At 36.5% G+C, this 25,520-nt stretch carries 20 protein-coding genes and 4 pseudogenes; 23 read left to right on the top strand and 1 reads right to left on the bottom strand.

What is annotated here, in order from left to right; translation table 11 throughout:
- The first annotated feature begins 281 nt into the window (after positions 1-281).
- The 23 genes and pseudogenes from IPM34_14930 to IPM34_14820 all read left to right on the top strand — a co-directional run bounded on the left by IPM34_14930 (position 282) and on the right by IPM34_14820 (position 22,126).
- Positions 282-419 carry a DNA cytosine methyltransferase gene (locus IPM34_14930; GenBank protein MBK8956826.1) on the top strand — a complete coding sequence of 46 codons (138 nt, stop codon included), beginning with the start codon at positions 282-284 and terminating at the stop codon, positions 417-419.
- A 637-nt stretch (positions 420-1,056) separates the two neighbouring features.
- Complete coding sequence (locus IPM34_14925; GenBank protein MBK8956825.1) at positions 1,057-1,290, top strand: hypothetical protein; 234 nt, start codon at positions 1,057-1,059, stop codon at positions 1,288-1,290.
- A gap of 5 nt (positions 1,291-1,295) precedes the next feature.
- Positions 1,296-1,679 (top strand): hypothetical protein, encoded by a 384-nt coding sequence (locus tag IPM34_14920; GenBank protein MBK8956824.1) that lies wholly within the window; start codon positions 1,296-1,298, stop codon positions 1,677-1,679.
- Positions 1,676-2,143: a Bpu10I family restriction endonuclease gene (locus tag IPM34_14915; GenBank protein ID MBK8956823.1), complete on the top strand. Its 468-nt coding sequence runs from the start codon at positions 1,676-1,678 to the stop codon at positions 2,141-2,143. The genes IPM34_14920 and IPM34_14915 overlap by 4 nt, the downstream gene beginning before the upstream one ends.
- Before the next feature lie 15 nt (positions 2,144-2,158).
- A complete protein-coding gene (locus IPM34_14910) occupies positions 2,159-2,425 on the top strand; it encodes a hypothetical protein (protein ID MBK8956822.1) in 267 nt (88 codons plus the stop codon).
- A 384-nt stretch (positions 2,426-2,809) separates the two neighbouring features.
- On the top strand, positions 2,810-3,049 hold the full coding sequence (locus IPM34_14905) for a hypothetical protein (GenBank protein ID MBK8956821.1): 240 nt from the start codon (positions 2,810-2,812) through the stop codon (positions 3,047-3,049).
- Between the two features lie 180 nt (positions 3,050-3,229).
- Positions 3,230-7,578, top strand: a pseudogene (locus tag IPM34_14900) (CusA/CzcA family heavy metal efflux RND transporter).
- A gap of 158 nt (positions 7,579-7,736) precedes the next feature.
- Positions 7,737-8,863, top strand: a pseudogene (locus IPM34_14895) (efflux RND transporter periplasmic adaptor subunit).
- A gap of 172 nt (positions 8,864-9,035) precedes the next feature.
- Positions 9,036-9,484, top strand: a pseudogene (locus tag IPM34_14890) (MerC domain-containing protein).
- Positions 9,485-9,497: 13 nt separating this feature from the next.
- Positions 9,498-11,382, top strand: a pseudogene (locus IPM34_14885) (cation-translocating P-type ATPase).
- Between the two features lie 459 nt (positions 11,383-11,841).
- A complete protein-coding gene (locus IPM34_14880) occupies positions 11,842-12,228 on the top strand; it encodes a hypothetical protein (protein MBK8956820.1) in 387 nt (128 codons plus the stop codon).
- Between the two features lie 979 nt (positions 12,229-13,207).
- A complete protein-coding gene (locus IPM34_14875; protein MBK8956819.1) occupies positions 13,208-13,711 on the top strand; it encodes a hypothetical protein in 504 nt (167 codons plus the stop codon).
- A gap of 204 nt (positions 13,712-13,915) precedes the next feature.
- Positions 13,916-14,644 carry a PorT family protein gene (locus tag IPM34_14870; GenBank protein ID MBK8956818.1) on the top strand — a complete coding sequence of 243 codons (729 nt, stop codon included), beginning with the start codon at positions 13,916-13,918 and terminating at the stop codon, positions 14,642-14,644.
- Positions 14,645-15,083: 439 nt separating this feature from the next.
- Positions 15,084-16,817, top strand: coding sequence for a hypothetical protein (locus tag IPM34_14865; GenBank protein MBK8956817.1), 1,734 nt, complete (start codon positions 15,084-15,086; stop codon positions 16,815-16,817).
- A gap of 85 nt (positions 16,818-16,902) precedes the next feature.
- The gene (locus tag IPM34_14860; GenBank protein ID MBK8956816.1) at positions 16,903-17,454 is read left to right on the top strand and encodes a hypothetical protein; all 552 of its coding nucleotides are present in this window, start codon (positions 16,903-16,905) and stop codon (positions 17,452-17,454) included.
- Positions 17,455-17,618: 164 nt separating this feature from the next.
- The gene (locus IPM34_14855) at positions 17,619-18,524 is read left to right on the top strand and encodes a T9SS type A sorting domain-containing protein (GenBank protein MBK8956815.1); all 906 of its coding nucleotides are present in this window, start codon (positions 17,619-17,621) and stop codon (positions 18,522-18,524) included.
- Positions 18,525-18,681: 157 nt separating this feature from the next.
- Positions 18,682-19,023: a type II toxin-antitoxin system RelE/ParE family toxin gene (locus IPM34_14850; GenBank protein MBK8956814.1), complete on the top strand. Its 342-nt coding sequence runs from the start codon at positions 18,682-18,684 to the stop codon at positions 19,021-19,023.
- On the top strand, positions 19,020-19,334 hold the full coding sequence (locus IPM34_14845; protein ID MBK8956813.1) for a helix-turn-helix transcriptional regulator: 315 nt from the start codon (positions 19,020-19,022) through the stop codon (positions 19,332-19,334). The genes IPM34_14850 and IPM34_14845 overlap by 4 nt, the downstream gene beginning before the upstream one ends.
- 207 nt (positions 19,335-19,541) lie before the next feature.
- Positions 19,542-19,883 carry a type II toxin-antitoxin system RelE/ParE family toxin gene (locus IPM34_14840; GenBank protein MBK8956812.1) on the top strand — a complete coding sequence of 114 codons (342 nt, stop codon included), beginning with the start codon at positions 19,542-19,544 and terminating at the stop codon, positions 19,881-19,883.
- Complete coding sequence (locus tag IPM34_14835) at positions 19,880-20,191, top strand: helix-turn-helix transcriptional regulator (protein MBK8956811.1); 312 nt, start codon at positions 19,880-19,882, stop codon at positions 20,189-20,191. The genes IPM34_14840 and IPM34_14835 overlap by 4 nt, the downstream gene beginning before the upstream one ends.
- 533 nt (positions 20,192-20,724) lie before the next feature.
- Positions 20,725-21,114, top strand: coding sequence for a hypothetical protein (locus tag IPM34_14830; protein ID MBK8956810.1), 390 nt, complete (start codon positions 20,725-20,727; stop codon positions 21,112-21,114).
- Between the two features lie 36 nt (positions 21,115-21,150).
- Entirely contained in the window at positions 21,151-21,513 is a 363-nt protein-coding gene (locus IPM34_14825) for a DUF1801 domain-containing protein (protein MBK8956809.1), read from the top strand.
- The gene (locus IPM34_14820) at positions 21,506-22,126 is read left to right on the top strand and encodes a dihydrofolate reductase family protein (protein MBK8956808.1); all 621 of its coding nucleotides are present in this window, start codon (positions 21,506-21,508) and stop codon (positions 22,124-22,126) included. Before IPM34_14825 ends, IPM34_14820 begins: the two co-directional genes overlap by 8 nt.
- Before the next feature lie 2,042 nt (positions 22,127-24,168).
- Here the strand turns inward: IPM34_14820 and IPM34_14815 are convergent.
- Positions 24,169-25,512 carry a hypothetical protein gene (locus IPM34_14815; GenBank protein ID MBK8956807.1) on the bottom strand — a complete coding sequence of 448 codons (1,344 nt, stop codon included), beginning with the start codon at positions 25,510-25,512 and terminating at the stop codon, positions 24,169-24,171.
- Between the last annotated feature and the right edge of the window lie 8 nt (positions 25,513-25,520).

Genomic DNA, 25,520 nt, shown 5'->3' with positions numbered 1-25,520 from the left:
AAAGGCTTATAGAACGATTTAAACATATTCCCCAAGGTGGCTCATTGCTTGATGTCCCAACAGAACATGGACAAAGGCAAAGAAATGGATCAAAATTGGATGAAAAACCTAGGTTCAAAATGAACAATCAAAGTTAGACCCTAAAAATATTTCACAGTGTGTTACAACTCTTTTCAATCAACATTCGTTCACCCCAAAACTTGGACCGAAACTTGACAGCTAGGAGTGGTGCTAGATCAATCGTTTCCTGATACATTTATTTTACTGGGCCGAGAACATTAATGAGTAAAACACTTTTAATTAGAGAGAAAAGAGAAGATGAAATTGGTCTTTCTCAATACAACCAAATTGGTAATGCAGTTCCACCATTGCTTGCAGAGGCTATTGGCAAAGCAATATTAAAAGTAGCTTTAAAATAGAATAAGAATGGAATTAGATGCATTAATTCAAAAATTGTCGTTATTGATAAAGTTACCTCACTGTAGCAACTTAAAGACAAAAGCTTTAAATGAAAACACTAGCAAGGGTAAGAGTGTAATTCTTACTAAAGAAATTGTTACGCATTATTTAAAGTATTATCAAGCAGTTAAGGAAGCTTGATAAAGTTAAAGACCCCAAAAAATGGATTATCGAAGCTTTGAATCATTTTGAAATATATTATGCAGAAATTAAAACTGATAAATTCAGAATATTTAGTCATCAATCAGACTTTCTTTCTTCTTTGCTTCCGGAGTTTCTATATCTGCTATACGACAAGTTTGTAATTAGACAACATAAGGAATTTATTATAGAAACACAAAAGGACTTGAGTTGTTGATTTATCCTTTCTTCCTTATTCCACATCTGCAATAAATTTCAAATCTAAAAGGGTAGATGTTGCAATACTAAAACCATGCTCATTTTCCGTCAATAAAGAAAAGCTAAACGATTTTAATATTGCACTAATAGCAATTGAAGTAAAACAAATCTTGACAAGAATATGATTGGAGGAGTTGAATATTCAGTTCAAAGACTGAAAGAACTTTTCCATTATGTAAATATTACCTAATTTCTGAATTGGCAGACTTTGCTTATGAAAAACAAAACTATGCAGCTTCTGCTATTGACGAAATAGTAATTACGAGAAAAACAAAAAGAAGTGAGGTTAGAAGAGATTCAACTAAACTTAATCCTATTGACGCTAATTTAATGTTCAATCACCTCAAAGAAGTTTTGCATTTCCTTGAAACTGCCATTGAGGCACCAGTTCTTTTGAGTAAGAGATTAAAAAAGGGCAAACTAATAAAATAAGGAAAATGGCAACTAGAAATCATTATAACCATGGTAATCTTCTTAAAAGCAAGTCCAGCACAGACAAAGAAGTAAAATTTATATACGAATCGTATTTGAAATTCATTAAAAATATTTCAACTTTTCAAATTACAGACGACAAATCTATTAGCAAATTTGTTAGTGAGTTCAATTCTTATCGTGAGTCAGTTTTGTATACAATCGAAAACCGCAAAAATTCAGGTCAAGAAAATCTCAGGTCATCAATGCTTGAAGAATTATTTTGTCATTTGTTTTCGGACTTAATTGGTGAACTTCTTCCAAGTTTACCATCTAATTTACTCTTAGGTAAAGCCAACAGCTATATTGACTTAACATTCTCACCTTCTTCATTTCGTGAAATTTTATAAAGCCAAATCCTTATATTCATTCTAAAGACCAAGATTTTGTAATTGGAGTAAATTTAGAATTGAAAATAAAAGCAGATGGAGCGAATGAAATTAAGGAAGACATCATTGTTCCTGTATTAGCGATAGAATGCAAGACGTATATTGAAAGAAACATGTTGGATTCATGTTCAGGAACTGCAAGGAGATTAAAAAGTGCAATGCCATACTGTTTATACATTGTGGCTTCAGAATATATGAAACTAAAAGATGAGCAACCTGAACTAAGTGACATAAATGAAATTTATATTCTATGTAAGGCAAGTGTTTCAGAACGCTTGGATTCAAGGAAACGAGGTATAAAACCTCATATCATTCAAGAAGACTTAATAATTGACCTTTTTAACAAAGTAAAGGGTCATTTAAATAGCATTTGGTGGTCTCCAGACAAAGCTTTGTCAACAGGTAAAATAATTAACAGACCATAAATCACTACCCTTTTGGTGGCACATTTGTATTTTTTTCCAACGCACAGACCAACGCAAAAAAATCCAAAAGAGCCACCAAGCCAACGCACCAAGACACAGCAAATAATGGACAACAGAGCAACGACAGACAGAACGCCAGCACCTAACAGCGGTTTGGCAAAAGTGGCGGTTCAGTGCTCCGCAGACACATTTGTGGTTACAGAAAGTTCAGTTCTCCGCATCAACATTTGTGGTGAAAATCACCACCTTCGCCAAGCCGCAAAACGTTACCGCCAATGGTAAAAACGACCGTACTACCTTGACAATGACGGAGAAAATTAACGGGACAGACCAGTTAACAATATTTCGAGCAGACAGAAAAACAGGCGACACTCAAACCCTACAAAGAAAGATTTAATTTTTGCCCCACCGCACTTAAAAGAAAAAAAAAAACAAGCCGACCCACAATTTTTTGTCACGGTTTTTGTCCCTCGCTTCATTTAGCACATTTGCAGGTTAGTTTTAAAATGCGTAGGAAAAATTACGCATTTTAAAAACTTGCTTCACCACCTGCAAAAGAGCTAAACCCTACCCCACATACAAAAAACACGAGCCAAAAAATTCTGCCATCGCTCAACAAATAAGGATGAAAATCGTAAGTTTCCCAAAAATCCTTACATTTGCACCGTGAAACTCTTTACCCTCATATTCAGTTTTTACCTTCTTGCTTTGGCGGTTATGCCATGCAGCGACATGGAGGACTGTAATTATCCGAGTGCAGACCAATCAACTTTCGCTACGACTGACCATTCAGACCACGACAGCGATACAGAGAATTGCTCACCTTTTTGTATGTGTGCTTGCTGCGGACAATCGATAACCAATATTTTTACCCAACTGCTTTATACAACCCGACACCTGTTGTAAAACAAGACATTCCTATTTACAACGCTTCTTTTATTTCAGAGGTGTATTTGTCTATCTGGCAACCGCCAAACTCAGTTAATGAATTTCTGATGTTCCGCTAATGCGGAACAAAACAAAACTACTTACGGTGCTAACGCACCGCAAGTAATCGTGTATTCATTCATTAAACTGATTAAAATAATGTTAGACAAAATAATTGCGTTCAGCATAAAAATAAATTCATCATCGCATTGATGACACTTGCACTCATTGTTTGGGGGGTGTGGAGTGCAACTAAACTGTCCATAGATGCAGTTCCCGACATCACCAACAATCAGGTGCAAATTATTACGGTTTGCCCCACCCTTGCAGGACAAGAGGTTGAACAGTTGGTAACTTACCTATTGAGCAAAGCATTGCCAACCTTCCTGATTTGGAAGAATTGCGAAGCATTTCCGTTTCGGACTTTCGGTAATTACAGTTGTATTTGCCGACAAAGTGGACATCTATTTTGCCCGACAACTGATTAACGAAAGGTTAAAAAAGCCGAAAGCAAAATTCCAAAGAGTGTTGGCACGCCCGAATTAGCTCCTGTTAGCACAGGTTTGGGAGAAGTGTATCAATACATCATTCACCCCAAAAAGGGAGCGAAAGCAAATACAGGCTATGGACTTGCGGACTATGCAAGACTGGATTGTTGCCCGTCAACTTTATGGAACACCCGGCATTGCAGAGGTGAATAGTTTTGGCGGACAACTCAAACAATATGAAGTTGCGGTAAATCCTGACAGACTTATTGCAATGGGAATTACTATTCCCGAAATTTTTACCGCCTTAGAAAAGAACAACGAAAATACAGGCGGGGCATACATTGACAAAAGCCAAATGCCTATTTTATTCGTGGAGTTGGTTTAATTGGTTCGTTTGACGACATTAAAAACATTGTTGTAAAAACAAATCCCAACGGTATTCCTATTCTCATAAAAGATGTTGCCGAAGTGCATTTAGGTAGTGCCGTGCGATATGGTGCAATGACCTACAACGGTGAAGTAGATGCCGTTGGTGGAGTAGTAATGATGCTGAAAGGTGCAAATAGTGCTGATGTGGTAAGTCGCATTAAAGAGAAAATGCAAACCATTCAAAAATCATTGCCAAATGATGTTGTAATTGAACCCTACTTAGACAGAACAGATTTGGTAAACCGTGCTATCAGCACAGTTGAGAAAAAATCTGATTGAAGGAGCATTAATAGTAATCTTCGTTTTGGTTTTATTCCTTGGAAATTTTCGTGCTGGGCTGATTGTAGCTTCTGCCATTCCTTTATCAATGTTGTTTGCATTGGGCTTAATGAATGTGTTTGGCGTGAGTGCAAACCTGATGAGTTTAGGTGCAATTGACTTTGGTTTAATTGTGGACGGTGCTGTAATTATTGTTGAAGCCACCATGCACCATTTAGGTTTACGAAAAACCATCGGCAGACTTTCACAAAGTGAAATGGACGAAGAAGTTTTAAATCTGCCTCCAAAATCAGAAGCAGTGCTGCCTTTGGCGAAATCATTATTCTGATTGTTTATATTCCTATACTTACTCTGATTGGTATTGAAGGCAAAATGTTTCGCCCGATGGCTCAAACCGTTGGTTTCGCCATTTTCGGAGCTTTGATTTTATCGCTGACTTATATCCCAATGATGTGTGCTGCATTTCTTTCAAAAAATGTCTCACACAAAGAAACATTAGCGATAAGATGATGAATTTTTCCATCGCATCTATGCACCGCTTTTGGAAAAGGCAATCCGATTTAAGAAAATAATTGTAACAGCAACGGTTGCTGTTTTTGTCCTTTCGGTTTTTATCTTTTCAAAAATGGGTGGCGAGTTTATTCCAACCTTGCAGGAAGGCGATTTTGCTTTTCACTGCATTTTACCGCAAGGCACTTCACTTTCTCAAAGTTTGGAAACTTCTATGCAAGCATCACGACTAATCAAAGAATTTGATGAGGTAAAAATGGTAGTTGGAAAAACAGGAGCAGCCGAAGTTCCCACCGACCCAATGCCACCCGAAGCAACAGACATGATGATAATTCTGAAACCACAAAGCGAATGGAAGCGTGATGTTTCTTACGATGAATTAGCCGAAGAATTTGAAGAAAAATTAAGCCAAATCCCAGGTGTTTTCTTTGAAAAAACCAACCTATTCAAATGCGTTTCAACGAACTTATGACAGGTATTCGCCAAGATGTTGCAATTAAAATATTCGGTGAAAATATGGACACACTTTTAAGCTATGCCAATAAGGTAAACGCAATAGTGCAAAGTGTGGACGGTGCAACAGAACCAAGCGTTGAAAGGGTTGCTGGGCTTCCGCAAATCGTTATCAAATACAACCGTTCGCAAATTGCAAACTACGGTTTGAACATTGAAGATATTAACCACATTGTTTCTACATCATTTGCAGGTGGTAGTGCAGGAGTTGTTTTTGAAAACGAACGCAAATTTGACTTAGTAGTTCGCCTTGACAGCACACATCGTAATAATATTGAAGATGTAAGTCATTTATATATTCCTACTGCAAACGGAACACAAATTCCCCTTTCACAAGTTGCGGAAATAAAAATGGAATTGGGTCCTGCACAAATTAGTCGTGAAGATGGCAAACGAAGAATAGTTGTTGGGTTCAACATCAAAGGCAGAGATGTGGCAAGTGTGGTAAAGGATATTCAAAAACAACTTAGCGAAAATGTGAAGTTGCCCGAAGGATATTATTATACTTACGGAGGAACATTTGAAAATTTGCAAGCTGCAAGTAAACGCTTGATGATTGCTTTGCCTGTGGCATTAGCACTCATTTTTATGTTACTCTATTTCACCTTTAGTTCAGTAAAACAAGCAACACTTATTTATACCGCCATTCCTATGAGTGCAATCGGTGGAGTATTTGCTTTGCTCATTCGTGATATGCCTTTCAGCATTTCGGCAGGTATAGGTTTTATTGCATTGTTCGGTGTAGCAGTGCTAAACGGTATTGTGCTAATTGGAACATTTAATCAATTAGAAAAAGACGGTATGAAAGATATTTTGGCACGAATAAAGGAAGGAACAAAAATTCGTTTGCGACCAGTCTTAATGACAGCAACGGTTGCCTCATTAGGATTTTTTACCAATGGCACTTTCATACGGTGCAGGGGCAGAAGTGCAGAAACCTTTGGCAACAGTTGTAATAGGCGGTTTGCTTTCAGCAACATTTTTAACCTTGTTTGTTTTGCCATTGCTCTACCTGATTTTCTCAACTCCTCTCAGGAAAATTAAAGCAAAGGGAACGCCTATTGTTATTGTGTTTTTAATTTTCTTATTTCAAAATACAAATGCTCAAACACCTGTAAAACCCTTGTCAGTTGAAGATGCAGTTTCAGTGGCATTGAAAAACAATTTGGAAATGCAGTCGCAACAATTCAATGTGCAATCATCTACCGCTTTGAAAAAATCGGTGTTTGAACTGCCTAAAACAAATATCAATTTTCAGTTCGGACAATACAACAGCATCAATCAAGACAAGGCTTTTCAAATCAACCAATCCATTCCGTTCCCGACTTATTACTCTGCAAAATCCAATATATACAAAGCCGAATTGCAAAGTAGCGAATTGAAGCAGCAAGCATCTGCAAACGAGATAAAAGCACAGGTGCAATACTGGTTTTATCAGTTGCAATATTTACAAAATGCTAAAAAGCAGTTGCAGTCTTTAGATAGTTTGTACAATGACTTTGTAAGTGCTGCTGCTTTGCGATACAAAACAGGTGAAACCAATTTGTTGGAAAAAACCACAGCCGAAACCAAGCGGGGACAACTTTCGCTTTTACTCAAACAAAACGAAACTGATTTGCTGAATGCATACCAATCATTGAAAGCATTACTCAACAGCAGTGAAGAGTTTACGATTGAAGATAGCGGAAATTTTCAGCCACTTTCATTAAGCAGTTCGTTCGACACAACACTTATAGCTAATAATCCATCGTTAAAGGTATTGTATCAGCAAGTAGTAATTGCGGAGAAAAACAAAAAGTAGAAACTGCTTCAACGCTGCCTGATTTTAATGTTGGCTATTTCAATCAATCGTTAATAGGTACACAAACCGTAAACCGTTCAGATGTATTCTTTGACGGTAGCAAACGCTTTCAGGGCTTGAACGTGGGCATTAGTGTTCCGCTTACTTTTTTCAGCAATGCTTCAAAAATAAAATCGCTTGAATATAAACAACAGGGATTGCAAAAAGAAGCCGAAAACGGAAAATTGATTTTACTAACCCAACTGCAAAATGCGTTTGCACAATACAATCAAAATTTGTCGCAATACAACTATTACAAAACAACGGCTTTGCCCAATGCCGAAACAATAATAAGCACGGCAAAGCTTGGTTTCAAAAGTGGCGATATTGGTTACATTGAATATTTGCAGGCATTACAAACGGCTACCGATGTGCAGTTAGGTTACCTGCTATCGGTTAATCAACTCAATCAAAGCATCATCAACATTAATTTCTTAATCAACAAATAAAATTCAAGACAATGAAAAATATAATCTTCATAGCAGCCCTTGCAACATCATTCGTATTTGCATCCTGCAACAGCAATAAAAAGAAAATCATGGTGAAGAAACCGAACACCATGACGAACACCGAAAACACCAATACGGCAACACTCACAGCAGAACAAATGAAATCAATCAAAATTGAATTGGGCAGCATTGAGAAAAAACAACTTACTGCTTCGCTAAAAGCAAATGGCTTGTTGCGTGTTCCTAACAACAACAAGGCAAACGCCACTGCCATGTTTGGCGGAGTTATCAAATCTATTTTGGTGCAAACAGGCAACAGCGTTACGAAAGGACAAACCATTGCAACCATCTCAAACACTAATTTTATCACTATGCAGGAAGAATTTTTAAGCACTTCTGCTAAAGTTGATTTGGCACAATTGGAATTTGAACGGCAGAAAACGCTAAAAGAAGGAAACGCTGCTTCACTTAAAACATTTCAGCAAGCCGAAGCTGAACTTAAATCGCTGAAAGCAAAAAAAGCAAGTTTACAAAGCCAGTTGGCATTAGCAGGTATCAATACAGCAATACTTACAAGCGAAAACATTCAATCAGTTATTAACATTACCAGTCCGATAAGCGGAACAGTGAGCAACATAACGGTAAACATTGGAACTTTTGCCGATGCCAATACCTCCATTGCTGAAATAGTAGATAACAGCCAACTGCATTTGGATTTGTATGTGTATGAAAAGATTTACAGAAACTAAAAGTCGGGCAAACAATTCATTTTACACTCACCAACAATCCTGGCAAAGAATACGATGCAGATGTTTACGCAATCAGCAACACTTTTGAACAAAACACAAAAGCCGTTGCCGTTCATGCAACAGTTAAAGGCAACAAACAAGGGTTGATTGACGGAATGAGCATTACCGCTTTGGTAAGTTTAGAAAATGCAACTGTTGATGCCGTGCCTACCAATGCCATTGTAAACCATGAAGGGCAAGACTATATTTTTATTGTAACTGATGCCCACAGCGAAGAAGAACATCATAGTGAAACCGAAACTGCCGAACATAAGCACGATGAACACGGGCATGAGCATAGTGAAAAAGAAGAAACCGAACACGGGGAAGGAGGAACAACCTTTGAAAAAATTCCAATTCGCAAAGGCACTACCGATGTAGGTTACAGTGAAATTACTTTGCTAAAAGAAATTCCTGCCAACTGCAAAGTAGTAGTGAACGGAGCTTTCTTCATCTTAGCTAAAATGAATAATAAAGGTGAGGCACATGAACATTAAAATTAAATAAAATGAAACTTATAAAGAATTTAGACAAATTTGGAACAGTAGGTCTGTTTTTAGCGGCACTTCTATCACCCTGTTGCTTTCCGTTATTTGCGTTTGCAGCATCCGCCTTAGGTTTTGGAACTGCTGAACTTTTTGGCGGATGGACGATGTGGGTTTTCAGACTATGGTTTTGATTTCCGTTACAGGTCTCTACATTTCTTATCGTAAGCACAGATGCACTTATCCTTTGCTTGTTGCTATTCCAAGCGGCATCCTTATTTTCTACGGCTACCATTTCAACAACTCCGACAACTGGATTTATTTTCTATATGTAGGAATGTTCGGACTTTTTATTGCTACACTTTGGAATTATAGACGAAACAAACTTCACGGCACTTGCGACACTTGCAAAGTTATTGACGGCAAGACAGTAGAACTTGAAAGTGAAATTACTTGTCCAAACTGCGGACACAAGAAAAAAGAAATCATGCCCACGGATGCCTGTCAGTTTTTCTATGAGTGTGAAAAACTGCAAAAAATTATTAAAACCCCAAACAAGGCGATTGCTGTGTGTATTGCAGCTACGGAACTGTAAAATGTCCATCAATCCAAATAGGAAAAAATTGTTGTTAAAAAATAAATCAATATGAAACTACCATTCAACGATAAAAAATTTCTGTTTCTTCTTTTCGCTATCTCAATAGTGGTGGCGTTAAAGAAGTTTTATCCGTCATCGGCATTCATATACCAATGCCGTATGCTCCTTTATTTTCGCATTCTTTATTTTGGCAATTGGCTACAAAGTAATTTGGAGCGGTGTAAAAGCACTTTTCAAACTCAATTTCAGCAACATCAATTTGCTTATGCTTATTGCTGTCTTTGGTGCATTTATCTCAAAGAATTTCCCGAAGCGGCTGTGCTTGTGGTGTTGTATGTATTGGGTGAACGCTTGGAGGATATTGGAATTGAAAACTCAAAATCTGCATTAGATGAATTAGTCAGCAAAGCACCAAAGACCGCATTTGTAAAATCACAAAATGAATTTGTTCCAATTGATAAAATTGTAGTGGGAACAGTTATTCAGGTAAAAGCAGGTGAAATGATACCGCTTGACGGTAAAATCATTTCAGGAGAAACCGCAGTTGACGAAGCTGCCATCACAGGCGAACCAATTCCCCAAGACAAACACAAGGGCGATAATCTTTTCGCAGGCACGCTCAACAAAATGGTTTCATAGAAATGGAAACTACCAAACTTTCTGTTGACACCACCTTTTCCAAAATTGTCCGGCTCACATTTGAGGCAGCAGCTAATAAAAGTGAAACTCAAAAATTCATTCAGCAGTTTGCAAAATATTATACTCCCATAATGATTATGCTGTCTGTTTTACTTTTTATTATTCCTGTTTTCGTTTTGCACTTAGACCTTAATCATTGGCTACAACAGGCAATTACACTTCTTGTTATTGCTTGTCCTTGTGCATTGGTTATTTCTACACCAGTAGCCATTTACGCAGCCATCGGAAACGCATCAGCAAAAGGAGCGTTGGTAAAGGGAGGAAAATATTTAGAAGCGTTGGCAAACATCAGAGCTATTGCGTTAGACAAAACACGAACCATTACATTCGGAAACCCAATCGTTAGTGATGTGCTTCCACTCAATGGAATAAGCCGTGAAGAACTATTGGCTTGCACCGCAGGAGCTGAAATATTTAGCGAACACCCTTTAGCACAAGCCATTGTTGATGCAAGCCGCAAAGAAGGATTTGAACCGCATAAAACCGAAGCATTCAAAAGCATCATGGGCAAAGGAGCAACCGCAAAATGTTTGGTGTGTGAGGACGAAACAATTTATGTAGGCAAATTAGATTTCATCAAAGAACATCAACATACCGACAGCGAAGCAGAAAAAATTGTTGCGGAACTTTCAGCACAAGGAAAAACAAGCGTAGTGGTAAGTTTCGGAAACGGAGTTGCAGGAATTATCGGTTTAATGGACGAAATAAAACCCGACAGTGTCGAAGCATTAAATGAAATAGAAGCAATGAACATAGAACCCATAATGCTCACAGGCGACAGCGAAAAAGCAGCAAACTATGTAGCCCAACAAGTAGGCATCAAAAAATATTTGGCAATATGTTACCCGAAAATAAAGCTGAAAAAATTAAAGACCTCTTGAAACAATACGGCACGGTGGCAATGGTAGGTGACGGCATAAACGATGCACCAGCGTTAGCACAATCTACGGTAGGAATAGCAATGGGAGCAGCAGGAAGCGACACCGCCATAGAAACTGCAAACATTGCATTGATGAACGATAAACTTTCACTCATTCCGTTTCTCATTCAGTTAAGTAAAAAAACATTGAGAAGAATAAAATTCAACACCATTGGAGCAATAGCAGTTAAACTCATTTTCATAACACTTGCGTTTATTGGTTACAGCAATTTAGTTTTCGCCATAGCCGCAGATGTTGGAGTAACGCTCATTGTAATTTTAACCAGTTTGAAATTAATGAATTACAAAAATTAAAAACAACTAAAGCCAACGCTTCTTTTTGTCATACTTTTTGTGCCATCACACTTTTAGCACATTGCCGTCCTCGTTCCTGCGGGCGGCAAAGAGCTAAGCCAACCCGCAAAACAAAAAGATATGCCAAAAGCAATCACGCAGGAACAGAAAAATTTTCTTCGCTTCGCAAAAATTAAATCTTTCCCGACCGCTCATTGCCGACAGATAAAAACGTTTTTCGGGACAATTAAACGGACAGTAAAATCGCTGAAAGCACGGTAGACACTGACACGAAAGATAGAACCACTGGCGGTAACAGCACCTACCCAAAAGTGGCGGTGAAGTGCTTCGTAGGACAGTTTTGTGTATATTTGAACGGCAGTTCTCCGAATGAAAGTTGGTGCGTAAATCGCCACCTTCGGGTAGCTGCAAAACGTTGGTGGCAAGCAAGACAATAAAACATATTTAGGTTTATTCACTATGCACAAATTAATATTGATTATAGGGATTGCATCTATTTTAACAGGATGTGAATACTCTTATATTGATGAACGTGAAAATGTCATGGGAACCTATAATGGAATTTGTACGAATAATTATTGGGTTGATACGATTGTTGGATTCAAACATGATACGTCCATGGTTACACTTTTTCTGACAAAATCAGCATTAGACTCAATAGTAAATTTAAATTTTAATGAAATAAATGTATCCACGGCAATTATGTTTTATTATTCTGAAGGTAAATTTAAATCAGTACAGGAGTATCACCCACCACAACTAACTCTCGAACAAGATAGTCTATATTATTTTTATAAACAAGGACTGGGTCCTTACTGGCAAGAATGTTTTGCAAAGAGGAACTAATATAACGTAATAACCAAAAATAGATCAATGTAAATTAGCCTGCCACCAACATGGTGCTTACTCAATGCCGGCTTTCCGTTCATTAGAAAATTGTATCTTCACAATCCGGCACTGCGTAAGCACCGACCGTTATAGTCAAGCAGCCAGAGGTTAACAAGACTTGCTCACAGGACTGAAATAAAATACGAACGTGTGTGAGTTTTGAAATCAAATTATAAGTCTATTACATTAGAATTTCAAGAAGTAAGAATAAATTCCAAACATGACTTCTAAGCGCTACTCAAATAAAATAGACAATCCCATAAAATTGGAATGAGTCTATGGTGTGGGTGCGGGTGTAAAGTGTCGAATCGCAATCTGCTCTGCCTATAACACAGCATACACTCCAGCCGCTTCTTTAAGCTTGGATGGTATTTCTCTCGGCTGGCTTGGAAAATAAATTTTTAGGTCTTATTTTTGGCTTATACTCAAGCGGCCGGCGTGTATGCCGGACCGTTATAGTCAAGCAGCCAGAGGTTAACAAGACTTGCTCACAGGACTCAAATTAAATACGAGCGAGTGTGAGTTTTGAAAGCAAATTATAAGTCTATTACATTAGAATTTCAAGAAGTAAGAATAAATTCCATACATGACTTCTAAGCGCTACTCAAATAAAATAGACAATCCCATAAAATTGGAATGAGTCTATTGTGTGGGTGCGGGTGTAAAGTGTCGATTCGCAATCTGCTCTGCCTATAACACAGCATACACTCCAGCCGCTTCTTTAAGCTTGGATGGTATTTCTCACGGCCGGTTTGGAAAATAAAATTTTAGGTCATATTTTTGACTTATACTCAAGCGGCCGGCGTGTATGCCGGACCGTTAGCGGTCAGGCTACAAGCACCAAACCAACTTAATAGTGAAGGAAAAAATGACTACGGATTTAAGGGTGACTTTAAGTAGAAAAAGGAATACAAACAAGAGTAAAAATAATTGGCCTATGAATTTCAAAATTCACACTTCAGCAATCTACAACTGCTCACTCGAAAGGGCATTTAAAGCACCAATACTCTGCGATGTAACCAAAGTGCATACAGGATATGGCTTAATGCCGAAAGTAACCAAAACAACTAATGATGAAAATTGGGGTAAAGTTGGTTCAATTAAAAATGTTTACGCTGGGGAATCACTAACCTTTAAAGGTGGTGAAGTTTCCACAGATGAAGTTATAGAAAGTATTGAAAATAAATATTGGAAAGTAGAGGTGGGAAATTTCAAATCTTGGATGTTGAATATCTGGAAGTTTACTTTTGAATGGACAACAACAGAGCTAGAACCTAATAAAATACAAATAAATTACGATTACACCATTCATGGAAAAGGATATATTTTTATTCCCTTTCAATGGCTCTTTGCAAATGCATTTTACACAAGATATATGAAACAAGTATTAGAAAATGTGCGGAAAATGGCAGAAGGAAATGAACCATTTTTATATGACTAAAACAGCCCGAACCGCTAACAGCACCTACCCAAAAGTGGCGGTTCAGTGGTTCAATCAAGCTTTGTGCTTCTATCAAAGTTTCTGCTTGGTTGACAGTGAAGTGCTTCGAAATCGCCACCTTCGGGTAGCTGCAATACGTTAGCGGTCATGCTTGGGAGACACACAATAGACAACGATAACAAGACAAATATAAATTTGACAGCAATGAAAAACCTAACACTCTTACTGCTGACAATGACAGCGTTTAGTTCTTATGGACAAGACAAGACCAAAGAAAATCCGACTGCACGCTTCAAGAGAGTTCAAATCGGCATCAATGTTTCTCCTGACATTTGTTTTCGGAGACTCAAAAACAATGACGGCAGTTCAACAAGTGACCTTGTTGTAAAACTGAACAATGAGAATGAAACAATTAAGGTTGGCTATACAACTGGTCTTAATGTTTGTTTCAATATAAAAAAGTTTATTGGTATAGAGACAGGTATTCAATATTCTAATAAGGGCTACCAGACAAAGTTTAAAGATTTAATTTTCGGGCAACCTGACCCAAGTGCACCCAACAAAGCAAAATTCATTTACAACTTTCATTGCATTGAGATTCCTGTAAAAGCTAACTTCACAATCGGCAAAAAGAAAGTTCGCTTCTTTACAAGCGTTGGCGTGACGACAAACATTTTTATTAAAGAAACGCAGACAAGCGTTTTGGTTTATTCAGACCACACAACAAGAAAGACAAATCCGACAAGTTACGACTACAAGAGAGTAAATATTTCACCGACAATAAGCGTTGGTATTGACTACGAAATAAATAACAGAATGAACTTGAGAGTTGAGCCGACTTTCAGATACGGTGTTTTAAAAATTATTGATGCCCCCGTTACAGGTTATTTATATAGTGGTGGACTAAATATTAGTTATTACTTTGGACTGTAAAAATGGCTACAAACATTGAACGACAATCCTTCGTAGACAGAATAGCACGAACCGCTAACACGGGTTTTGCGTCAGGCGGGGTGACGTGGAAACTTGGAACTTTGTGCTTCTATTCAAGTTCAGTACATGTTGACAGTTTTGTGCTCCGAATCCCGCCCGAACGCAAAGCCCGAAACCGTTAGCATCGATTTAAAGAAAATCTAAACTATGAAATCTGAAATTCAACAAAAAACTCAGTTAGGGCGGACAAAATCAAGATAGACGCTTAGAGTAATGAGTGACAGAAAGTAGTACCTTAGAGAAGTAATTAATTGGTGTTATCGGCAATTTTTGCCAAGCGATTGAATTTCAAACGTTAACACAGTAATTAAAAGAATATGAAAAAGAATTTGATTTTATTAATCCTTACAATTATTGGATTTTTGAGATTAATGCTCAAATGAATTGGATAGCATCTTATCCTTCGAGTGCGGTATTGGATACGAACGAGTTACTCCAATACCAGAAAATAGTCACCTTCCCTAAATTTTCTTCTGTGAGTATTGTCCAACTAAATTCTTTAATATCAAGTATTAATGAAGGTGGAAACTTGCAGCTTGATCTAACTGGAGATGATTGTGAGGCATTGGAATTTGAACCTAAATCTTCTCGATATATTGACGAACAGAACTATTACTATTATGGTACGCTAAGAGATCCAAATACAGATACATCACTTTGTGTATGCACATGTACCGAAGGTGAAATCATGATTGAATCCAAAGATGGAAGAAAATATGGATACATTGTGGTGGACGAAACTAAATACGAATTATTAGCATTAAGTGAGAGTTATTCCGTTTTGGGAAAGATAAATGCAGAATTCTTCACTTCGAAACAAGAATGTATCGTCTCAACGCCAACTGAAGGCCAAGGATTAAAAGTTCCAGATATTCAATTAACACCTAGGACAGGTGGATGTGCTATCAGAGTATTGTTTTTATTTACACAAGCCGCAGAAGATGCATTTGGCTTGGGCGGAATCAATGATATGGTAAATCTAGCAATAAGTCAAACAAATCAAGCCTTTAGCAACAGTGACATAGATAATACTTGCGTAATCAGAGCAAATGTTAGAGAATGGGTTGGATTTACAGAAGATCCTGGAAACTTTGAAGGAGATTTATTTGACTTGCGAACTTCAAATCAAGTGGCAACTTGGAGAGCAACAGATTTGGCTGATGTAGTTATATTAATTACCGATGCAGACTATAATGGAGGCATTTTGGGTGGTGTACCTATTGAAAATCTCAGCAACCCTCAAGAAGCATTTGCATTTGGAGTTATTGAAGGTAATAGTATAACTGCTAATTTTACCTTTAGCCATGAATTAGGACATATCATAGGATGTCGTCACCAAAGATGCGAGACTTTTCAAAGGGGTGGATGCGATGATTCAGGGCCTTTCGAACATGGATCTGGATGGGGTCATAGACCTTGTTGGTTATGTAGTTGGAAAAATTATAGTACAATTCTTCACCAATTGCGGCAAAATAATCAAAGGTTATTACATTATTCTAATCCCGACATAAGTTTAAAAGGACATCCAACCGGAATTATAGATTCAAGGGATAATGCACGTTGGATAAGAGATGGTCATGCTTGTATAGTTGCTGGCTATAACCCAAATCCCGTTATACCACTGTCCGCAGAAATAAATGGAGACGATATATTATGTCGACCTTTGAGTGGAGAGTACTTTGTAAATGTAAATGGTTCTAATAATCCATTCAGTTATGATTGGCGTATTTCTACAGACGGGGTAAATTGGGGAAATTCAGTGGGATCAGGACTATCAATTTGGGTAAATTCGAATAATTATCCTTTAAAATCCACTGTATTTTTACGAGTGCGAGTTCAGGATGCAATTGGAAACTTTGTATTTGCTTTCTTTCAAATTTCCATACGACAAAAGGGAACACCAGGTTGCAACTTACAGTTATTAAGTGGAGGAGGTAATGGCCCTACTGCAATTGCATATCCTAATCCAGTAGTTGAAGAATTTACAATAGAGTTTTTGATTTCAGAAGACAATACTGAAGCCGAGTTTATTTTGGCAAATTGTAATGGCAATCAGATTTTTTGTCAAACAAGAAATACAACAAGGGTGTACACTCTGAAATATTTGATTTAGGCAACCTTCAAAATGGTATTATTCTATTAAAGTCAACCATAGACAGAACCGTTTCAGTGACTAAAGTTATCAAAATAGGAAGACCATGAAAAGGTTAAATTTTTTAATTTTAATACTTGCGGTTAGTTCTTGTGAAAAGGACGACATATTTGATGATATAGGTTTTTATGGAGAAGGAACAGCATTATTAAACGGTGTTGAATGGAAAGGAAAAACTGGCATATTTCCACTTAATGATCCAAGATTTGTAAATTGTCTGCCTGATACTTGTATATCTATTTTAATTCAGAAATATAATGATATAGGTGAATTAAGAAGCAAAGTGTTATTGAATAAAGTCCCTTTACGTCTTGGCAAATTCCAATTTAACCCAATAGAGCCTTCATTCTTAGACACCATCTATAGGATTACATACAGCGAATTTACTTCAGATGGAGATGTAGTTACAGGAATATATAGTCTTAAAGAAGCTGACTCTTCATACTTTCTAGAAATAATTGAGTTGAATAAACAGTCTGGTGATATACGAGGAAAGTTTCGTGCAAAAGTGGTACGGGATACCGCTTTCATCGGTACATTTCCTGATACTATTAACATTGAAGATGGAAATTTTTACGGGAAAATAAACTGGAAGTAATTAAACCAGATGCTAACACAGTATTTACGGAGATAGCTGCCAAAGAGATGATTTTTTTGAACTTAGATTTGCCAATGTTGAATACAATTAATCTTCGCTTTAGGCAGTTTGTTTGGCGCTACCTCGTAAATACAAACCGTTGTCGGTCATTAAAAATAATACGCATGAAAATAATTAACTCTTTATTATACTTCTTTTTAATTTCTCCGATATGTGGATTATCACAAAATTGGGCCCCAATAGGTACTAAATGGCATTTCTCAAAATTTTATGATTATCATTTGGATATTGAAGAATTCACCTTAATTAAATCAGTTGGGGATACTATTATAAATGGCATCCCGTCAACACATTTAACTATTACAAATAATTGGGCTTGCTCAATCACGGATAATAATGTTTTTATGTATCAGACAATGGAAAATAAAATTTACGCAAAAATTAATAGTGAATCTGGATTTCATATGCTTTACAACTTTTCAGCTGAAATTGGGGATTCTTGGAAATTCCCTATTATGTTTAACTCAATGTATACAGATACACTACAATATACCGTAACTAATATTTATACAACCAACATAAATGGTCAAACAAGGAAAGTTTTATCTTGTAATCTTGAGTTTAAACTTGGAATTTTTTGGTACAGAGTATACACAACTCAATTAATTGAAGGCATTGGAGATGTCCAATACATGTTTCCCTGGCAAGCTCAAATCTGTGATGAAGACTACATTCTTGGATTGAGGTGTTATGAAGATAATGAAATTGGTCTGTACCATTATAACACTGATGTAGAATGTGATTATATTACAGAAACCTTAACTCCCGAATTAGACCAGAACGATGATATAGAGATATTTCCTAATCCAACCTTAAACAGGATTTATTTGAATAATCAAGAATTAAATTATTTGAAACTTGAAGTAATCGATTCACAGGGAAAAAATTTATTCAGAAAAGTTGGCTTTTTAACAGAAATTGAGCTGAATGAATTAGCACCGGGGCTATACTTTTTAAAAATAGTTAATAGCAAAGGAAAAACCATTGTTAAAAAATTAATAAAAAATTGAAACGAACCGACAACATCGGCTATTCGTCCATGCCAGCTAACCAAACGCTCAAAGTCAAATGGCTGGCACGTCGTATAGCCACGCGTTATGCTCGACCATTAGAAAAAAATTACCATACATTTGTTTCTTAATTAGGAAACATGTACATTTGCCTTAAATGTATGCAAAACCTAGATTTACAGTCATATTTCTTCATGAAGCTAAGGAATTCCTTGATAATTTAACCGAAAAGCCCAGGGATAAAATAATTTACAACATCTGGAAATCTCGAAGTATAATAGACGATGAACTATTTAAAAAACTTAGCGGTGAAATTTGGGAATTTAGAACAACATACAACAAGGTTGATTATCGGTTATTTGCATTTTGGGATAGATCAGAAAATAAAATAGTGATCGCAACTCATGGAATTATAAAGAAATCAAACAAAACACCCAAGAAGGAACTAGAAAAGGCAGAGAAAATTCGAATTGAATATTTTAAAATAAAAAAATCATGAAAACATATAGTTTGGATGAATTAACCAATAAATACATTGGTAAAAAAGGGACTCCTAAGCGTGAACAATTCGAACAAGAATTAAGAATGGACTTATTGGGACAAGCAATTAAACAAGCTAGATTAGAGAAAAACTTAACTCAAGAACAATTAGGTGAACTTGTAGGAGTTCAAAAAGCCCAAATATCTAAAATTGAAAACTCAGCTACCGATGCCAGGTTTGAAACCGTACTGAAAGTTTTTAAGGCATTGCATGCGAAAGTAAGCTTTAGTGTTGAAATAAATAAAAAGAAGCTAATGCTAACTGAATAAAATGGCCAGAGCATAACATAGTACTTGCGATCATGCCGCCGAATAAAATTAATTTTCACTTTTGGCTGATGGTGAAATGCTATTTCGTATTTTTGGTTTCTAGGCAAGTGGCGGCACGACGCAAGTACCGGACCGTTATGCTCGACCATTAGAAAAAAATTACCATACATTTGTTTCTTAATTAGGAAACATGTACATTTGCCTTAAATGTATGCAAAACCTAGATTTACAGTCATATTTCTTCATGAAGCTAAGGAATTCCTTGATAATTTAACCGAAAAGCCCAGGGATAAAATAATTTACAACATCTGGAAATCTCGAAGTATAATAGACGATGAACTATTTAAAAAACTTAGCGGTGAAATTTGGGAATTTAGAACAACATACAACAAGGTTGATTATCGGTTATTTGCATTTTGGGATAGATCAGAAAATAAAATAGTGATCGCAACTCATGGAATTATAAAGAAATCAAACAAAACACCCAAGAAGGAACTAGAAAAGGCAGAGAAAATTCGAATTGAATATTTTAAAATAAAAAAATCATGAAAACATATAGTTTGGATGAATTAACCAATAAATACATTGGTAAAAAAGGGACTCCTAAGCGTGAACAATTCGAACAAGAATTAAGAATGGACTTATTGGGACAAGCAATTAAACAAGCTAGATTAGAGAAAAACTTAACTCAAGAACAATTAGGTGAACTTGTAGGAGTTCAAAAAGCCCAAATATCTAAAATTGAAAACTCAGCTACCGATGCCAGGTTTGAAACCGTACTGAAAGTTTTTAAGGCATTGCATGCGAAAGTAAGCTTTAGTGTTGAAATAAATAAAAAAGAAGCTAATGCTAACTGAATAAAATGGCCAGAGCATAACATAGTACTTGCGATCATGCCGCCGAATAAAATTAATTTTCACTTTTGGCTGATGGTGAAATGCTATTTCGTATTTTTGGTTTCTAGGCAAGTGGCGGCACGACGCAAGTACCGGACCGTTATAGTCAAGCAGCCAGAGGTTAACAAGACTTGCTCACAGGACTCAAATTAAATACGAGCGAGTGTGAGTTTTGAAAGCAAATTATAAGTCTATTACATTAGAATTTCAAGAAGTAAGAATAAATTCCATACATGACTTCTAAGCGCTACTCAAATGAAATAGACAATGCCATAAAATTGGAATGAGTCTATTGTGTGGGTGCGGGTGTAAAGTGTCGATTCGCAATCTGCTCTGCCTATAACACAGCATACACTCCAGCCGCTTTTATTGGCTTGGGTGGTATTTTTCTCGGCTGGGTAGGAAAATAAATTTTTAGGTCTTATTTTTGGCTTATACTCAAGCGGCCGGCGTGTATGCCGAACCGTTGGCGGTAATTAAAGGAGACATAGAGCATGAATAGTATAAAAGACTTATATCCATTAATCGGTAAGTGGAAAATTCAAGGAGACGATGTAACTGGAGAACAAGAAATGAAAATATTGGATGGGAACTATTTTTTATTCCAACAATTTGATATTATATATTCAGGTAGACATATAAATGGAATAGAAATTTATGAGTTCGATGAAGGTCTTCAATTATGTGTTAAAAATTTGTATGATAATGAAGGGCATCATTTCACTTACTACATTGACATAGTTGAGTATGATATAATAATTTGGTTTCAGGAAGTGCATAGTGAAAATTCATTTAAAGGGAAGTTTTCGGAAGATTTTCTTTCCTATGCGGGAGCTTGGACTTGGTCAGGAGGTGGTTATTCACTTAAAGCAATAAAATCATGAAACTAATGTTAAATTGCATGAAATAAATTCAGTATTATGAACGATTTTAAAACGGTGGATGCCTATATTACAAGCTTTGAGGGCAAGACCAGAGAATATCTATTGCAACTTCGAGAAATTATACACGAGTGTGTACCAAATACACAAGAACTCATCAATTATAATATTGCTGCGTTCACTTTAATGGAAAACGGAAAAAGAGAAGAGCAATTAATGATTGCAGGATATAAAAACCATGTTGGTTTTTACCCACATCCCTCAACAATGGAAAAATTTTGGAATCAATTGGATGGATTCAAAAAAGCAAAAGGTTCGGTCCAATTCCCTTTGAATAGGCCCTTGCCGAAGGAAATAATAAACGAAATGATTAAATACAGATTAAATTTATTAAATGAGTAAGATAATCTTTGACAGTGCAATATCACTGGATGGCTTTTTTGCAGGTGAAAACAGAAGTCCTAAAAATCCTATGGGTGGTGTTTCAGAAAAACTGCATGGATGGATGTTTAAGCAAAAAGCATTTTGGAAACATGTCAAAATGGAAGGTGGACAAGAGTTTGGTTCAGACAGCAAATTAATAGATGATGTGTTTGACAGAACAGGTTCATATATAATGGGAAAACGCATGTTTATAGAAGGTGAAGTTGTTTGGGCTGAAGACTTATACGAAGCAGATGTTTTCGTACTGACTCATGAGAAACGCGAACCTTGGGTTCAAAAAGGTACGACAACTTTTTATTTCATAAATGATGGAATAGAAAGTGCACTAGAAAAAGCAAGAAAATCTGCAAATGGAAAGGATATTAGAATACAAGGTGGTGCAAATACTATTCAACAATTTCTCAATGCAGGACTTATAGATGAATTTTTTATTCACATCGCACCTATGTTTTTAGGGAGTGGAATTAGATTATTTGATGGAATTGACAAGAATATTTATGACATTGAAATTATGGATGTAATACCGTCTGACTTGACCACCCATTTGAGATATAAGCTGACAAAAAAATAAATAACTACCGCCAACATTTTGTATAAGTAATGGCAGGCGAAGTGCCAAATATCAAGGTTTGTAGCCCGCTTAAACTGCGTAACGGTTTGACAGGAAAGTGCCCCGCAACCTGCCACTACTCATACAATTTACCGTTATGATGTAAAGATATTTTGAGGGTTTGAGCATGACGCTGTTGATGGTGTGGGTGTGAGACAAATTCGATGGGATGCTCTAAGCTAAAATTGGTTTAGGGTGTGCTTGTGACTATGTAATTGGTGCGGGCGCGGATTGCTAAGCGTTTATAAGTGGGATATTACCTAACCATCATAACAATGTACTTGCGATCATGCCGCAGAGGCATTTGGTTTCAACGCTTGGCGGAAAAGTCGGAAATAAGTTTTAAATTTGGCTAGGTGGGTGCTGCACGTCGCAAGCACAGACCGTTATGATGTAAAGATATTTTGAGGGTTTGAGCATGACGCTGTTGATGGTGTGGGTGTGAGACAAATTCGATGGGATGCTCTAAGCTAAAATTGGTTTAGGGTGTGCTTGTGACTATGTAATTGGTGCGGGCACGGATTGCTAAGCGTTTATAAGTGGGATATTACCTAACCATCATAACAATGTACTTGCGATCATGCCGCAGAGGCAATTGGTTTCAACGCTTGGCGGAAAAGTCGGAAATAAGTTTTAAATTTGGCTAGGTGGGTGCGGCACGTCGCAAGCACAGACCGTTATCTGAGATCTTAAATGCTACGTTTAATTATAATTATATTACTTGTTTCTTGTAATTTGAAAAAGAAATACACGTATGACTCTGAATTTGTGAACGAAACTGTAGATAGGATCTATTATTTGAAAAAAATAAAATTAAACCCCTACCTAATTTTGCAGATACAATTTATAAAGCAATTATAATATGTCCAGAAGAAATGCATAGGGTATTTTTTGCTATCAATGCGCATGATGATATCAATGATAATTCAATGTCAAAAGAAAATTATTTTCAATTAAATTTTGATAATATAGCCACCATATTTTTACAAAATTATTTTAAGCAAGATAATTTAAATTCAGATGACTTTAATCTATCATATTTTATTCCAAGCAAATTACTTATACCAATTTATTACCAACACCTAACCAATAAGAATCCGATCTGGAACAAGTTAATATATTATCCTCTAGACTACTTTCATTACAAGAGTGAAATGCCAACCCCGGTGCGATATTGTGATTTAGCTCTGGATGGATTGATATACTCAAAATATTGCTCAAAAATAAATTTTTATCAAAAAATAATACCCTTAGACTCATTGAATTTAAAAATCACTCCAAGAGTAGACAATCGATATGAAACTTATTATAGGTATATTCCAATTATTAAAGCCATTCGAGATAGTATAATTCACGAATTATTGCAAGGAAAAGACCTCAGATAACATGGCATAGACTCTACACCGCCAAGCATCAGAAATCACTCTCATTTAATTTTTTCCGGTAATGAAATATTTAGTTGTTATTTTTGGTTGCTATTGGTATGGCGGCGCAGCGTCTATGCCAGAACCGTTAGGTGCAAGCGTATCGGACGACACAACAACCATCGACAGGCAGACAATTTAAAGAAAAAGTAAACCATTTTGACAAGTGACCAACATACAGACCATATCATAAACGGACAACGAGTAAACCGACACTCCTTGCCGACTCTTCTGTATTTTTTATTTTTTCCCGCCGCACTTTTTTTTAATTCAATTTTACGCCAACCCGCATTGGCACATTTGGCTTTGTCCCGCCCACAAGCCGACACACAGGCAAAGCCAAAAGAACCAATTTTTCCATCGCACCGAATGACATTAGGTCTTTAAATAATTATCTTAGTAACCTGACAAGTATAGGATGGCATTAAGCTGGAATGAAATAAAAGATAGAGCATTAAATTTCTCAAACGAATGAGTTGTCAAAAAGCCAAATCTCCCTCTATAAGAATAAATTTATCTCGGATGTCGAACAATATTATTACTGCCAATTGAGCGTAAATGGTTGCAACAAATAACAGTTTAAATTCCCAGTTGAATTGAAAAGACGAGCCTGGATCGATCTCGGAATTGACCGAATAAACGTTTTTCATCGCCATAAATTATATCTGCACCTAAAGACAGAATAAGATTATTCAATACTTGCCATTTTATTTTGGGACGAACAAATCCATCTCCTTTATTTAGATTTTGCACTAAAATTAAATCTGTTGTAATGGTTTCGTTTTTAAAATTACGGCTCAATAAAAGCGTTGCATTTAATTCAAGTGCTTCACGTCCAAGTAGCGTATAATCTGTTGCAACATAATCGGCAAAAATTTGACCGCTGATAGTTGTATTGCTTATACCAGAATAATCTAAACCAATTACTACCGCTACTTGTTCTGTTTGGAATATTCCCTCTGTAACGTTTGCATCAGTTGTATTGAATGATTTGTTTAATGATACTCCAATTTCTCCTCTTAGCGTTACGCTTTTAAATGAGTTGTTAAAGGTTCCTCCGACCAAATGATAACGTTTGTATGAAGGGTGAATATTGATTACAGGAAACCCAATTGTATCAATCGAAATTGTGCTTTTTGCAACAGGGAAATCATCATAAGCATAAAGATAGTTCAGGGTAATATCCCAACCCTTTAAAAAAGCCGATAGTCTTATGCCTGCATCGCTGTCTTCAATAAATTTATTAGGGCGATTAAGAGGGTGCTGCACCAAGGAAATACCAGAAGGGGGAGAAGGGAAAAATGCAGATGGAAAGAAGGGGGAGTTGCTATCGGGAATATCGTGATAGGTATTATCCGGAATCCAAATCAATTGTGTTTTAATCTTTCCGAAATTCAAATCTGCTTTTACCGACCATAATGGTATTCGAGATTGATCGAAATCGTCTAATAAAAATTCACGAAGATTAATTGGATTAACTACATCTAATATCTTTAACCCATCCGCTTCGCCCCAAACGATTTGTTGTTTTCCAATAGTGAGATAATGCTTTTTTATTTTCCAATCGATATAAAATTCTCTTAATTCAAATTCTAAACGGTCACCGATCAAATATCGTTTAGAATAATCTGATATTTCATCTTGTGTAGGTTCATTGGGTTCCAGAATGTCCAGCCATTCGGAATATGCCCTTGCGCTGGCGAATAAGCGAATATTTTTAGAAAAAGGCATTTCCAATTCCGGTCGAATTATCAGCTCTGATTTAGAGAATTTAGAATTATTAAATTCAAATGCAGTGCGACTATCAATTAAAGCGGTAAGGCGAGTTTCCTTCAGCCATTTTTTCTTTGCCGTTGAATCTGATTGTGCAACTACATTCAAGCCAATAAAGAATAATGTGATTATTAGAACTGTTTGTTTCATTGCAGAAT

The sequence above is a fragment of the Saprospiraceae bacterium genome, from assembly GCA_016716185.1.
Taxonomy (GTDB): domain Bacteria; phylum Bacteroidota; class Bacteroidia; order Chitinophagales; family Saprospiraceae; genus Vicinibacter.
This window is presented reverse-complemented; position numbering and strand designations above follow the sequence as displayed.

What these genes read in the sequence shown, in the direction of transcription:
- IPM34_14930 (MBK8956826.1), top strand. Translation starts at nt 282, where the DNA reads ATGAGTAAAACACTTTTAATTAGAGAGAAAAGAGAAGATGAAATTGGT.
- IPM34_14920 (MBK8956824.1), top strand. Translation starts at nt 1,296, where the DNA reads ATGGCAACTAGAAATCATTATAACCATGGTAATCTTCTTAAAAGCAAG.
- IPM34_14880 (MBK8956820.1), top strand. Translation starts at nt 11,842, where the DNA reads ATGCACAAATTAATATTGATTATAGGGATTGCATCTATTTTAACAGGA.
- IPM34_14875 (MBK8956819.1), top strand. Translation starts at nt 13,208, where the DNA reads ATGAATTTCAAAATTCACACTTCAGCAATCTACAACTGCTCACTCGAA.
- IPM34_14870 (MBK8956818.1), top strand. Translation starts at nt 13,916, where the DNA reads ATGAAAAACCTAACACTCTTACTGCTGACAATGACAGCGTTTAGTTCT.
- IPM34_14865 (MBK8956817.1), top strand. Translation starts at nt 15,084, where the DNA reads ATGAATTGGATAGCATCTTATCCTTCGAGTGCGGTATTGGATACGAAC.
- IPM34_14860 (MBK8956816.1), top strand. Translation starts at nt 16,903, where the DNA reads ATGAAAAGGTTAAATTTTTTAATTTTAATACTTGCGGTTAGTTCTTGT.
- IPM34_14855 (MBK8956815.1), top strand. Translation starts at nt 17,619, where the DNA reads ATGAAAATAATTAACTCTTTATTATACTTCTTTTTAATTTCTCCGATA.
- IPM34_14850 (MBK8956814.1), top strand. Translation starts at nt 18,682, where the DNA reads ATGTATGCAAAACCTAGATTTACAGTCATATTTCTTCATGAAGCTAAG.
- IPM34_14845 (MBK8956813.1), top strand. Translation starts at nt 19,020, where the DNA reads ATGAAAACATATAGTTTGGATGAATTAACCAATAAATACATTGGTAAA.
- IPM34_14840 (MBK8956812.1), top strand. Translation starts at nt 19,542, where the DNA reads ATGTATGCAAAACCTAGATTTACAGTCATATTTCTTCATGAAGCTAAG.
- IPM34_14835 (MBK8956811.1), top strand. Translation starts at nt 19,880, where the DNA reads ATGAAAACATATAGTTTGGATGAATTAACCAATAAATACATTGGTAAA.
- IPM34_14830 (MBK8956810.1), top strand. Translation starts at nt 20,725, where the DNA reads ATGAATAGTATAAAAGACTTATATCCATTAATCGGTAAGTGGAAAATT.
- IPM34_14825 (MBK8956809.1), top strand. Translation starts at nt 21,151, where the DNA reads ATGAACGATTTTAAAACGGTGGATGCCTATATTACAAGCTTTGAGGGC.
- IPM34_14820 (MBK8956808.1), top strand. Translation starts at nt 21,506, where the DNA reads ATGAGTAAGATAATCTTTGACAGTGCAATATCACTGGATGGCTTTTTT.
- IPM34_14815 (MBK8956807.1), bottom strand. Translation starts at nt 25,512, where the DNA reads ATGAAACAAACAGTTCTAATAATCACATTATTCTTTATTGGCTTGAAT.